This window comes from Bacillus sp. FSL R5-0659 (assembly GCF_038008785.1).
GTDB classification, from domain to species: domain Bacteria; phylum Bacillota; class Bacilli; order Bacillales; family Bacillaceae; genus Bacillus; species Bacillus safensis.
Genome location: NZ_JBBOZU010000001.1, coordinates 721993 through 734349, shown reverse-complemented (window position 1 = coordinate 734349; position 12357 = coordinate 721993). Strand labels below are relative to the sequence as shown.

Genomic DNA, 12357 nt, shown 5'->3' with positions numbered 1-12357 from the left:
AAACTCGTCTATTGATTAATTAATTTCTTCTCATCGACCATATGCCCTGAGGCTGCTTTTGCCTTTAAATAGGCTTCATTGTAGAGAGAGGCTTCGACCGTATGATCAAACCGCAAAACAGGAAGACCGTAAGCTGCAATAGAATCGACTTTATCTGGATTGTTCGTTAGTAAATGCAATGGTTTCCCTTTGTTTAAATAGTGCAAAACTGCTGCTGCTTCCTCGTAATGCCGATCATCATCCCCGCAGCCGATCAGGCGGTTGGCTTCAAAAGTATCCAGCTGCATTTCCTGTAATTTATACGTCAATGCTTTTGCCATCAGCCCAATAGACCGCCCTTCTTGATTGGCCATATACACAAGCATGCCTTTTCCGTAATCGGTGATTTTCTTCAGTGATAATGCAAGCTGTGGACCACAGTCACATTTCAGTGACCCAAACACATCACCTGTTTGGCAGACACTATGGATTCGCACAAGCGGCGGCCGTTCATTTTCAAAGTCGCCAAATAAGAGACAAGAGGAAAAGGTTTGCTGCGCGGTACTCATTTGGACAATCGATTCGATCGTTGGTTTTGTATCCCGTTCAACAGGTGCGAAGGCATACCACTTAAATGGCACTTCTTCATGTTGAATGGAAATTGGCAAATTCACAGGCCCCACGAGCAAATAGTGTTTTTCTTGAAAGGTAAAATGATGAATCATTGATTGTAATTCATCTACAAACTTGTTCATTTGTCTCCCCCCTATTCATCACTGCACCCATAGCGCAGTGATGGAGTGATGAATATGTGTACGCACTCCCTCTGCCTGTGTGCTCCCGCAGAAGGAAATGAATGTGCAGTGTCTCTCATCGCTTTAGACCTTGTCCATTTCCAGTACAAAGGAGCAGAAATCTTGGTTCATATGCTTTTTTTGTCAGAGCAGCAAACACCCTTGATTGGCAGGCGCTCTTTCTTAACATGAACACCTCTGCTAGCTTTGAATCACTCACCTTTGTACTAGATTTTGACGGCAATGACATGATGCTGGCTTATTCCGGCCTTCGCTTGTAATGGTGATATGGATACAAGCTCAAGACCTGATGTACAAATTTTTTCGCCAAGCTGAGAATCTGAAAACGAAAAATGAAAACGGCCATCTTCTCCGATTAATCCTGTTTTCCACTCTTCTCCCCAGACAACAAGTGAAAAGACACCGCCTTCATGAAGTAAAGAAGAGACCTGTTTTAAATAACGTTCATGATCATCAGGATGTTGATGATGAAAGCAGCCATGATCTAAAATCAAATCAAACTGCATCCCGCGTCCCTGATCCATGGACCATGACATAAAATCTTGATGAACAAAGTGGACAGGAACTGTTTCTCTTTTCTGTAACCCTTCCCACTCCTCATGCTCATACAGGTCGATACCGACATATGCGGAAAGCCCGCTTAAATGTTCAAGTGCACGGCCGTTGCCGCACCCGATATCCAGTACAGAAGCAAGTGCATTCTTTTCCCTTGAACGCCATGCCTTTAATGACATCACTGCTGCGTCTGTTAAGGATGGATCAGTGGACCACATATCTGTTCTTTGCTCATAATGCTCTTGGAATGCGATGCGCATCTTTTCTAAATACAAACCACTGTCTTCATGGTACAAAGCCTTTTTCATCATGAAACCTCCTTCAATTCACAATCGCCTTTTCGGGCAAAGGTGGTTTTCAAGCCAAAAACCTTATGTTAAAATGAAAGATGGATTTTTTAGGAAAATCTGTTTGTCTGAAAAAGGAGAGAAGCATCCCACATGTTCACTCTTCTTTTTCAGCATTCATCCTCCTCATATGCAGCCGTTTGAAGGCCGCCTCGCCTCAGCTTGTTCTCTCTTTTTTTCATATGAGTTCACCTCCTTCACCGTTCGATCAACTCACATTCTCCATTGAAACCGCTTTCTCTTTTGTATAAGGACTTAACGCCTTTTGACTATCTCTTGCAAAGTGTTCATAGTAGAAAAACCAATCTACTGTTTAGAATGACTATCATTTTTTTCAATTACATGATTCTTTGTTTTAGTAGACACTTTTGTAACTTAAAGGCGCTTAGGCCTTGGTTTCTGCCACCCCCTTTCACTAAGTTATGCTCCGAATAAACCCGCCAGAAATTTAACAACTAATTCCATAATGACTGGAATAAGCCAAATATATTGTTTTTAGTTTATTTTGTCAACAAATTATTTCCTAAACATTAAAATGAATTTTCTAATTGAAAATACAGGTATTTTTCGTGGTTTTTTGACCTTAAAACAATTATTTCTACACAAAAATACAATTTAAACCAATAGAACTAAGAAATTTATCTACTAAATTACACAAGTTTTTTATTTAATTTTAAATCAAAATAGAAAGATACAATAATTATTTCCCGAATGGTTTTTTGTGATATTTCGACTATTTTTTCTGATTCCCCTTGTTTTTCTTTGGTATAGCGGCATTTTCAATTAGAGAGTTTACTATTTATTCCATACTTCCGTATTTGTTTTTTATCGTAAAAAAGATATGTGTCTCTCCTTCAGACATGGAGGCATGAAAAAAAGCCCCTTACAAAAGTAAGAGGCTTTTTCAGTTGGCGTTTACGCCCAGTTTTTCACTTTTTCATGATCTGTGACAAAGAGAAGCACTTTCCCTTCATCTAAATGTTCTTCAAATGTCTCAGCTTCTTCTTTGGTGAAACCAATTTCATGAATTTTATTGCGGAGCTCATCTCCCTTTTTACTAAAGATGTTCCCGACCGCATGTTTAAGTCCAACTTCTCTTGAGCCTATCGTATTGGCATCTGCATTATTTGCAATACGCTCTGTTCGATCATCGTCATGGGATAGAACATAAATGTCCTCTCTTGCAACTCCGATCGATTTTAATTGCTCTACATCTCTTTGAAGTGTTTCATCATTTGAATACTCTCTTACAACAGGTTTCATTTTATATTCCTCCTTTAACGTCTTACGAATCTTTTACCCGTCACTTTTGACATTAAACCTTACAAGAGCACATCCAATTTGCTTAATGAACATACCATGCCTATCGACTTATTTTTGACAAAAAGCCTGTTAAAATGACTAAATTTTCTGAAATATCGTGTTCATTCCTGTTGATTTGTTGTACAATTCTTATACTGGAGGCTAGAAATGAGGGAGAGCTGATGTATTACTTTTCAGCGGAGCAGCAGTTTAATGCTTGGGTTGTCAGTGATTTGGTGAAACAGCTTTTTCAAAAGTGGAATCCTGAAGAAGCAAATACAAAGCCGCTTACATTGTTTGCCGAACAGCACTTTCGCATCTCCATTGATTATCTCTTTTCCATCATTATTAACATTGGAGATATCGAGTCAATTGATCAAGATCCACAAGACCTGTTGTCCTCATATTTGAATATCCTTTTTCCTTTTGTGACGCGCGATATGATGAAAGCCTCCATGCAAAATGCAAACGAATATTTGTTAAAAGAACGTGATGCGGATGTGTATCAGCTGTTTGGCTGTCTCCCGCCGCTCCTCTCTGTATCTTTTCAGAAAAAGTAGTCCCCTTCGATGAGATGGCGGCTGCTTTTTTGTGTGTGTTTTGAAAAGACCGTATGTTTTGAACGAAAAGAAGCATCATGTTAATGTAAATCTAGGCTGTAAGTGAAAGGGAGGATTTGACATGAGTCAACAAAAGCAAATTCAATTAGCTAAACGTCCAAAAGGATTACCTACAAAAGATGTTTTTCATTTTGAAACAGTAGATATACCTGTACCGCAAGATGGAGAGGTCTTGGTTCAAACGAAATATGTTTCTGTAGATCCTTATATGAGAGGACGAATGCAGGATACAAAATCCTATACACCTCCGTTCAAGCTAAATGAAGTGATTCAGGGCGGTGTCGTCGGAGAAGTCGTTGAGTCGAAATCGCCTCAATTTGAAAAGGGTGATTTTGTCCTTGGATTCCTTGGCTGGCAAGAATATTCCACTGCCAAAGCTGAATCTCTGACTAAAATTGATCCGTCCATTGCGCCATTGTCCTATTATTTAGGCATCTTGGGGATGCCAGGGCAAACCGCTTACTTTGGCCTGCTTGCCATTGGTCAGCCAAAAGAAGGCGAGACGGTTGTCATTTCTGGAGCCGCAGGTGCCGTTGGTTCCGTTGTGGGACAAATCGCTAAGATCAAAGGCGCACACGTCGTGGGAATTGCCGGATCTGATGATAAACTCGCTTATTTAAAAGAATTAGGCTTTGATGAAACGATTAATTATAAAACAACGAATGATTTAGATGATGCGATTGCAAAAGCCTGTCCTAACGGCGTTGATGTGTACTTTGACAACGTAGGCGGCGAAATTTCAGATGCGGTGATGAATCATTTGAACCGTTTTGCACGCATTCCAGTATGCGGTGCCATTTCTTCTTATAATATTAGTGCAAGCGAAGATATCGGTCCTCGTGTGCAAACAAAACTCATCAAAACAAGCGCATTGATGCAAGGCTTCATCGTTGCCAACTATTCAGATCGTTTTGGAGAAGCCGCGAAGGATCTCGCACAATGGGTAAAAGAAGACAAACTCACATATAAAGAAACAATCATTGAAGGCTTTGATAACATTCCTGATGCATTCCTTGGACTATTCAAAGGAGAAAATGTCGGAAAACAGCTTGTCAAAATTTCATAACAGAAAAGGACCCTCCATGTTGAAGGGTCCTTTTCTTATGCCTGCTTGGTCGCAAGCTGCAGCTGGCCTTGCTTATACACAATTTCTTCAAGCGAAAGATTCAGCTTTTTCGCCATTTTTTTCAGCATTGATTGCTCTTGAGGTGTGACAAGACTGATGACTGCGCCTTCTTTTCCAGCACGTCCGGTTCTGCCTGAACGGTGGATGTAGCCCTCTTCATTTGGCATATCTGCATGAATGACATATGGCAGATCATCAATATCGATTCCTCTTGCTGCAATATCTGTTGCAAGGAGGAGCGGGAATTCACGCTGTTCAAATGATTTTAAAATCACAGCACGCTCAGCTTTTTTTGCTTCACTATGAAGGACACCAAGGTCGACATGGTGATACGCTAATTTCTCTGCATAAATGCTTAAGTTCGTAATGTCACGCACAAAAACGAGTGCCTGCATGTCCTCAAGCCGTGATAGCTTTTGCAGTAGTTTCACTTTGTCACGCTGATCACATAACAGATAATAGTGACCCACTTTCTGCGCTTCTTCCTCACTTCTAGCAATTTTCAATACTTCTGGTTCAGATGTCATTTCTTTGATCAGCTGAACGGTTTCTTCTTTCAACGTGGCAGAAAAACAAAGGATTTGTCTTTCTTTTAATGTGGACTTAATGATCGCTTGGATCGTTTTCATATGCTCTGGCACAAGAAGCTGATCTGCTTCGTCTAATACGATCGTTTTGACTTCATGCATTTTTAGTTTCTTGATTTTGATTAATTCTTGTACTCGGCCAGGTGTCGCCACAACGACGTTCGGGTGTTTCTTTAGCTTTTCTTGCTGCTTCTTGATGTTCGCTCCACCAATCAAGGAAACAGCTTTGATGTCTGATCCTTGTTTGAACTCTTGCACGACATCAAAGATTTGCATCACAAGCTCTCTTGAAGGTGCCAAGATTAAGACTTGCGGATGCTTGATATTGACATCAATTTTATTTAAAAGCGGCAGAACATACGCAAGTGTCTTCCCCGTTCCAGTTGGCGATTCTGCGATCACATCACGCTTCTCCGTAATCCACTCTGCTGTTTTTTCTTGTATAGCTGTTGGTTTTTCGAAGCCAGCCGCTTGAAAGTTCTCTTGAATAAATGGCTTTGCTTCTTTCAAAAATGCCCAATTTTCCGTCATGTCGATCTCCTTTATCCTCATTCAATCTATCCTTTAGTATCTCAAAATCAGCTTTGAAACGCAATTTTTCTTTTGATGCTTTTATCGAGCCGAACAGTTCGATATAATCATGAGAGGCACTAGCCGTTTTGAATCTATTTGAGGTGTAAAAAATGATATTATCTGTTAAAGATTTAAGTCATGGCTTTGGCGACAGAGCCATTTTCCACGAAGTGTCCTTCCGTTTATTAAAAGGCGAGCATGTCGGCTTAATCGGCGCCAACGGTGAAGGAAAGTCAACGTTTATGAATATTATTACTGGCAAGCTGGAGCCAGATGCAGGAAAAGTCGAATGGGCAAAAAATGTCCGTGTCGGCTACCTTGATCAGCATACCGTGCTAGAAAAGGGAAGAACGATCCGTGAAGTCCTTCAGGATGCATTCCATTATTTATTTTCAATGGAAGCCGCGATGAATGACATTTATGGCAAAATGGGTGAAGCCGATCCTGATGAGCTGGAAAAGCTGTTAGAGGAAGTGGGCGTCATTCAGGATGCACTGACAAACAATGATTTCTATATCATTGATTCTAAGGTCGAGGAGATTGCAAGAGGTCTTGGCTTAACGGATCTCGGGCTGGACCGTGATGTGACGGAGCTCAGCGGCGGTCAGCGTACGAAGGTGCTGCTAGCGAAATTGCTGTTAGAGAAGCCAGAAATTCTCCTTCTCGATGAGCCGACCAACTATTTGGATGAGCAGCATATTGAGTGGCTGAAGCGTTATTTACAGGAATATGAAAATGCGTTCATCCTCATTTCACATGATATTCCGTTTTTAAACAGTGTCATCAACTTGATTTATCATGTTGAAAATCAGGAGCTCACGCGCTATGTTGGCGACTACGACCAATTTAAACAAGTGTACGAAGTCAAAAAGCAGCAGCTCGAAGCAGCCTATAAAAGACAGCAGCAGGAAGTGGCTGAACTAAAGGATTTTGTCGCAAGAAACAAAGCACGTGTCAGCACAAGAAATATGGCGATGTCCCGCCAAAAGAAACTGGATAAGATGGATATGATTGAACTCGCAGCAGAAAAGCCAAAACCTGAATTCCATTTTAAACCGGCACGTACTTCTGGGAAACTGATTTTTGAAACGAAAGATTTGGTCATCGGTTATGATGAACCGCTCTCCCGCCCATTGAATTTGAAAATGGAACGCGGGCAAAAAATTGCGTTGTACGGTGCTAACGGTATCGGTAAAACGACGCTGCTCCGAAGTCTTCTTGGGGAAATCACACCTATTTCTGGTGAGGTGGAACGTGGAGAATTCTTGCATATTGGCTACTTTGAGCAAGAAGTAAAAGAGCAGAACAGCAATACTTGTATTGAAGAAGTATGGAGCACCTTCCCTTCTTACACACAATATGAAGTCAGAGCCGCTCTTGCTAAATGCGGATTAACGACAAAACATATTGAAAGCCGCGTGTCTGTTTTAAGCGGTGGAGAGAAAGCAAAAGTGCGTCTTTGCAAGCTGATCAACGAAGAAACCAACTTACTTGTTCTCGATGAGCCGACAAACCACTTGGATGTCGATGCAAAAGAAGAACTAAAACGCGCGTTAAAAGAATATAAAGGCAGCGTCTTATTGATTTCTCACGAACCTGAATTTTATCAAGATGTGGCAACCGAAACTTGGAATTGCGAATCTTGGACGACAAAAGTATTATAACGACAAAAAAGCCTTATATCTTCTAAAGATATAAGGCTTTTTCTCATTAATGACCTGCTTGGATATTCACCAAATGCTTACGTCCAAGGAGCAGGATGATCATGCCTAAGAGAACCACAGCAGCCCCGACATAATAAGGTGTACTTGCTGTATAGGATTCAGCGAGAACTCCGGCAATCCAAGGAGCAATCGCACCCCCAATAAACCGTACAGCACTGTAAGAGGATGAAGCAATTGAACGTTCAACCGGTGCTGATCCCATCACAGCTGTCGTGAGCACTGTATTGATCATACCGAGAATTCCCCCAGCAATGACAATTCCGCAGATCACGACCACAGCATGAGACGTCCATACCCCAATACCGAATAAAATCACAGCAAACGAAGCAAACAGAACGACAAGCGAGGTCAATGTCCCAAGTTTGCGATGAATGACTGGCGCTGAAAAGACAGAGGTCACAGCCAAGAATAGCCCCCATCCAAAAAAGACATATCCAAGTCCATGCTCATCAAGATGGAGCACAAATGGCGAATACGCTAAAAGCACAAAGAAACCGAAATTGTATAAGAAAGCGGCAGATGCCATCGTTAAAAGCCCTTTATATTTTAACGCCCCGACAGCCTCAAATAATTTCACTTTTTTCTGCGGCTTTTGCATAGGTGGAAGCATAAAGGTAATCGCTAAAAGAGCAATAAGCATTAACACGGCAACACCAAAGAAAGGCCCGCGCCAAGAAATTGTGCCAAGCTCACCGCCAAGCAGCGGTCCAACCGATATCCCAAGACCTAGTGCTGCCTCGTATAAAATAATAGCCTTCGCACTTCCTCCAACAGATACACCAACAATGACAGAGAGTGCAGTTGAAATAAATAAAGCATTCCCAATGCCCCATCCGCCTCTAAAGCCAATTAATTCATTAATCGTTGAAGAAGTACCACCTAAAGCAGAAAAAACAATAATAAAAATGAGTCCAACTAATAACGTCCATTTCGCACCAATCCGACTAGAAATAAAGCCGGTAAAGAACATCACAAAGCCGGTCACAAGTAAGTAGCTTGTAAATAAAAGAGAGACCTGGCTTGGAGATGCGTGTAATTGCGATGCAATGGCTGGCAGGATCGGGTCGACGAGTCCTATTCCCATAAACGAAATCACACACGCAAAGGCAACAGCCCAAACGGCTTTTGGCTGCCTAAGCAAACTTGTACGCTGTTTCAACACTTCTTCTTCCTTCATTCCATCAGAACCTTTCCTTCAAATGTTGACAAAATAAAATAAACACGCAGAGGTGTTTATTTTTGTAATTGCTCAATTGCATGAGCCGCTCTTTCTTTCATCGCTTCAAGATCCTTTTTAAAGGATTGAATCGTTTCAAGCTTTTTTGTTATCAATTGATGCTGTATGTTGAGCTGCGCATCAATATCTAAAAGCTTCTCTAATCGCTCCTTCGGATCAAGCGACAGCAAGTAGCCTTCTTTATTCAGCTCTAGCTGCTTTCCGATTTCCATAAACGATTGAAGCTCCTGTAAAGAAAAGCCGAGTACCTCTTTTGCCTGCATCACTTTCTCTAGCTCTTCCATATCGTCCTCTGAGTAAAGTCTGACACCGCCCTCAGTCCGCTTTGGTGCTGATAATAAACCAATCTCTTCATAGAAACGAATCGTCCGTTTTGTCAGTCCGCTTCTTTTCGCCACTTGATCAATTTTCATCCATTCCATCGCCAGTGCCTCCTGCTCATCAATTCATGTTTTATTATACACCTTTATAACCTTAACGTAAACGTCAAAGTTTTAACACTTGATTTATTCCATATGTTATCGCAAAATAAATAGTAATAATTACGATTTATAGGAGGTACCATATGCGCTCATTTCCACCTAAAGTAGAACGGCACCAGCTATTCGGATCTGTACCGCCAAGTCTTGGCACAAAGCCTTGGCAAAAAGAGGACATGACAGACATTCAAAAAACAGAGCAGGACTTTTATTTTCATCTTGAACAAGTCGGGGTCTGCCGCATGTCCTATCCCATACATATCGTATCTAAAACAGCACCACAGCGCCAAACAACCACTGCTGAATTCTCACTGAGTACATCCCTGCCAGCCCATCAAAAAGGCATTCATATGAGCCGTCTCACTGAACAGCTGCACTCGTTTTATGAGAGCAGCAAGCCGCTTGATGTGAATACCCTAAAAGAATTGACGGCAGCGCTCGCCCGGAAAATGAATCAATCCTCTGCTTCCATTCAAGTTTCATTTCCATGGTACATGGAAAAACAGAGTCCAGTCACCGGGCGGTCAGGCTTGATGCATGCAACTGTCAAATATGACGTCCATTTTCATGAAAAGGACGGATGGACCTGTCACGTTGGGTGCGATGCACAGGTCACGACATTATGTCCCTGTTCCAAAGAAATCAGTGAATATGGTGCCCATAATCAGCGTGGGTCTGTTTCCATTCAAGTAGAGTTGTTTGAACAAGTAGCGCTCCCTGACGACATCAAGACCGCTCTTTTACATATCATTGAGTCCAATGCGAGCGCACCGCTTTATCCCGTGCTCAAAAGACCTGATGAAAAGAAAGTGACAGAAGAGGCTTATGAAAATCCGCGCTTTGTAGAAGATATCACAAGGTTAATTGCCATTGAATTATATGAGCAGCCATGGATCAGAGGCTTTCAAGTCGAGTGTCGTAATGAGGAATCCATCCACCAGCATGATGCGTATGCCAAATGCTCCTATCAAAAAAACCTGTAGATCGCTCTACAGGTTTTTTATTTCCACATCTTTATTCATTCATTTCCTCAATCATAAGAGATAGTTCTGTCCAGCGGTCCATTGCTTGTTCTAATTCTTCCGCAACGGCTTTTTGTTCGTCCATCAGCTCTTGAATTTTCCCAAAATCACTGCCTGCCTCTGCAATGCTGGCTTCAAGCTGCTGATGTTTTTCCTCTAATGCTTGTATCCGGTCTTCAATCCCATCCCATTCAAGCTGGTCTTTATAAGAAAGTTTTTTTCTCTTTTTAGGCGCAGCTTCTACTTGTTTTTCAGCAGGCTTTGTCTCTGTCCGTTTCTGCTCTTTTTCCTGTTCCATATAATCGCTGTATGCACCTTGGAAGTGTGAGATTCGCCCATTTCCTTCAAAGACAAGCAGGCGGTGAACCACTCGGTCTAAGAAATAACGATCATGGGACACGGTGATGACGACGCCAGGGAACTGCTCTAAATAATCCTCTAAAATACTGAGGGTTTCTGTATCAAGGTCGTTCGTCGGCTCATCTAAAAAGAGAACATTCGGCTCTTCCATTAAGACCTTCAATAAATACAATCTGCGGCGTTCTCCCCCTGACAGTTTACGAATATACGTCCGCTGCATCGATCTTGGGAAAAGGAAGCGCTCCAGCATCTGCTCTGCTGTTACAATGGCGCCATCAGACGTCTTGACGATCTCAGCTGTTTCCTTGATGTACTCAATGATGGTCAGCTCATCATTCATTTCCTTGTGATCCTGCGTGTAGTAACCAATACGAACGGTTTGTCCAATGGTCAATTGTCCTGAAGTCGGTTCAATCTTACCTGCTAGACAGTTCAGTAAAGTGGTTTTGCCGACTCCATTCGGTCCGATAAATCCGATACGATCGCCCGGCACGACTAAATCTGTAAACCGCTCCACAAGAGTCTGGCCAGCAAATGAAATTGATAAGTCTTCTGCCTCTATCACTTGTTTCCCCAAGCGGTGCGAGCCGATGGCAAAATCAAGCTCTCCCTTCGCATCAGGTCCTTTTTGATCCTTCAGCTCTTCGACTCTGCCAATACGTGCTTTCTGCTTTGTCGTTCTTGCTTTCGCTCCTCGTCTTAGCCATGCAAGCTCTCGTCTAAGCAAGTTTTGACGCTTCGTTTCTTTCACCTGAGCTTCTGCTTCCCGCTCCGCTCTTTTTTCTAAAAAGACTTCATAATTTCCTTTATACGTATAAAGCTGTCCTTGATTTAACTCATAAATCCGATTGGCTACCCGATTTAAGAAATAACGATCGTGCGTCACGAGGATGACAGCACCGCTATATTGGCTTAAGTATCCTTCAAGCCATTCAATCGTTGCATTATCAAGATGGTTGGTTGGCTCATCTAAAATCAACAAACCAGCAGGCTGAATTAAATTTTTAGCAATGGCGACACGTTTTTTCTGTCCGCCTGATAATGCATGTACAGAGCGGCTTACATCTTTCACGCCAAGCTTTGTCAAAATCGTTTTGGCTGAAAGGTTCGCATCCCAAGCATCTTCTTGATCCATTCGATTTTGCATGCGCATCAGTGCCTCTTGTTTTGCCTCATTTTGCGGATCATGCTCTAAATCGGCGAGTGCCTTTTCATACGCCTTCATCGTTTGAATCATTGGTGCCGTTCCCGAAAAAATATAGTCAAGAATCGTTTCATTCCCGCTCATTTCAGGATCTTGTTCGAGAAATTCGATGTCAAGTGTCCCTGCCTTCGTGATGTCACCTTCCTCAAACGATTCAAGTCCTGCAATGACCTTTAGCAGCGTTGACTTCCCTGTTCCATTTGGTCCAATCAATCCGATGCGTTCCTTTGGTTCTATATGAAAAGAAATATGATCAAACAGCGTTTTCTCGCCATAGGTTTTATATAATCCTTCAACATTCAATAAACTCATTTTATCAGCCCTTACATAGATTCTTTCTTTATTTTAAATCAGCCAGTAGCAGAAAACTAGTTTTAAAAAAACCGCTGCAGAAAAGAATGTTTCCTTTTGATGCTCGATACACTAT

The 12357-nt window shown here is 41.9% G+C and carries 11 protein-coding genes; 4 read left to right on the top strand and 7 right to left on the bottom strand.

The window, feature by feature from the left end:
* Positions 1–8: 8 nt before the first annotated feature.
* From NSQ72_RS03605 to NSQ72_RS03595, 3 genes are all read right to left on the bottom strand, one after another.
* On the bottom strand, positions 9–734 hold the full coding sequence (locus tag NSQ72_RS03605; RefSeq protein ID WP_034282729.1) for a GTP cyclohydrolase II: 726 nt from the start codon (positions 732–734) through the stop codon (positions 9–11).
* Between the two features lie 266 nt (positions 735–1000).
* On the bottom strand, positions 1001–1657 hold the full coding sequence (locus tag NSQ72_RS03600) for a class I SAM-dependent methyltransferase (RefSeq protein ID WP_341083301.1): 657 nt from the start codon (positions 1655–1657) through the stop codon (positions 1001–1003).
* A gap of 954 nt (positions 1658–2611) precedes the next feature.
* Positions 2612–2959, bottom strand: a complete 348-nt coding sequence (locus tag NSQ72_RS03595; RefSeq protein ID WP_039177084.1) for a general stress protein — start codon at positions 2957–2959, stop codon at positions 2612–2614.
* Positions 2960–3180: 221 nt separating this feature from the next.
* Between NSQ72_RS03595 and NSQ72_RS03590 the strand changes: the two genes are divergently transcribed.
* Entirely contained in the window at positions 3181–3558 is a 378-nt protein-coding gene (locus NSQ72_RS03590) for a YfmB family protein (protein WP_041087183.1), read from the top strand.
* A gap of 121 nt (positions 3559–3679) precedes the next feature.
* Positions 3680–4684, top strand: coding sequence for an NADP-dependent oxidoreductase (locus NSQ72_RS03585; protein ID WP_058837807.1), 1005 nt, complete (start codon positions 3680–3682; stop codon positions 4682–4684).
* Between the two features lie 35 nt (positions 4685–4719).
* Here the strand turns inward: NSQ72_RS03585 and NSQ72_RS03580 are convergent, their stop codons facing one another.
* Positions 4720–5862, bottom strand: a complete 1143-nt coding sequence (locus tag NSQ72_RS03580; protein ID WP_341083300.1) for a DEAD/DEAH box helicase — start codon at positions 5860–5862, stop codon at positions 4720–4722.
* 152 nt (positions 5863–6014) lie between these two features.
* On the opposite strand from NSQ72_RS03580, the gene NSQ72_RS03575 reads away from it, so the two are divergent.
* Complete coding sequence (locus NSQ72_RS03575) at positions 6015–7568, top strand: ABC-F family ATP-binding cassette domain-containing protein (protein ID WP_024426645.1); 1554 nt, start codon at positions 6015–6017, stop codon at positions 7566–7568.
* Between the two features lie 46 nt (positions 7569–7614).
* Here the strand turns inward: NSQ72_RS03575 and NSQ72_RS03570 are convergent, their stop codons facing one another.
* Both NSQ72_RS03570 and NSQ72_RS03565 read right to left on the bottom strand, forming a co-directional pair.
* Positions 7615–8805: an MFS transporter gene (locus NSQ72_RS03570; RefSeq protein WP_039177075.1), complete on the bottom strand. Its 1191-nt coding sequence runs from the start codon at positions 8803–8805 to the stop codon at positions 7615–7617.
* A 56-nt stretch (positions 8806–8861) separates the two neighbouring features.
* Positions 8862–9287: a MerR family transcriptional regulator gene (locus tag NSQ72_RS03565; RefSeq protein ID WP_041087175.1), complete on the bottom strand. Its 426-nt coding sequence runs from the start codon at positions 9285–9287 to the stop codon at positions 8862–8864.
* Between the two features lie 143 nt (positions 9288–9430).
* Here NSQ72_RS03565 and folE2 point away from each other — a divergent pair, with 143 nt between their 5' ends.
* On the top strand, positions 9431–10327 hold the full coding sequence (folE2, locus tag NSQ72_RS03560; RefSeq protein WP_341083298.1) for a GTP cyclohydrolase FolE2: 897 nt from the start codon (positions 9431–9433) through the stop codon (positions 10325–10327).
* 31 nt (positions 10328–10358) lie between these two features.
* Here the strand turns inward: folE2 and NSQ72_RS03555 are convergent, their stop codons facing one another.
* Positions 10359–12242, bottom strand: a complete 1884-nt coding sequence (locus NSQ72_RS03555) for an ABC-F family ATP-binding cassette domain-containing protein (RefSeq protein ID WP_058837811.1) — start codon at positions 12240–12242, stop codon at positions 10359–10361.
* Positions 12243–12357 lie beyond the last annotated feature (115 nt).

Excerpts from the sequence above, each read along its gene's own strand:
- NSQ72_RS03590 (WP_041087183.1), top strand. The coding sequence starts at position 3,181 with ATGTATTACTTTTCAGCGGAGCAGCAGTTTAATGCTTGGGTTGTCAGT.
- NSQ72_RS03605 (WP_034282729.1), bottom strand. The coding sequence starts at position 734 with ATGAACAAGTTTGTAGATGAATTACAATCAATGATTCATCATTTTACC.
- folE2 (WP_341083298.1), top strand. The coding sequence starts at position 9,431 with ATGCGCTCATTTCCACCTAAAGTAGAACGGCACCAGCTATTCGGATCT.
- NSQ72_RS03600 (WP_341083301.1), bottom strand. The coding sequence starts at position 1,657 with ATGAAAAAGGCTTTGTACCATGAAGACAGTGGTTTGTATTTAGAAAAG.
- NSQ72_RS03585 (WP_058837807.1), top strand. The coding sequence starts at position 3,680 with ATGAGTCAACAAAAGCAAATTCAATTAGCTAAACGTCCAAAAGGATTA.
- NSQ72_RS03595 (WP_039177084.1), bottom strand. The coding sequence starts at position 2,959 with ATGAAACCTGTTGTAAGAGAGTATTCAAATGATGAAACACTTCAAAGA.
- NSQ72_RS03555 (WP_058837811.1), bottom strand. The coding sequence starts at position 12,242 with ATGAGTTTATTGAATGTTGAAGGATTATATAAAACCTATGGCGAGAAA.
- NSQ72_RS03575 (WP_024426645.1), top strand. The coding sequence starts at position 6,015 with ATGATATTATCTGTTAAAGATTTAAGTCATGGCTTTGGCGACAGAGCC.
- NSQ72_RS03565 (WP_041087175.1), bottom strand. The coding sequence starts at position 9,287 with ATGGAATGGATGAAAATTGATCAAGTGGCGAAAAGAAGCGGACTGACA.
- NSQ72_RS03570 (WP_039177075.1), bottom strand. The coding sequence starts at position 8,805 with ATGAAGGAAGAAGAAGTGTTGAAACAGCGTACAAGTTTGCTTAGGCAG.
- NSQ72_RS03580 (WP_341083300.1), bottom strand. The coding sequence starts at position 5,862 with ATGACGGAAAATTGGGCATTTTTGAAAGAAGCAAAGCCATTTATTCAA.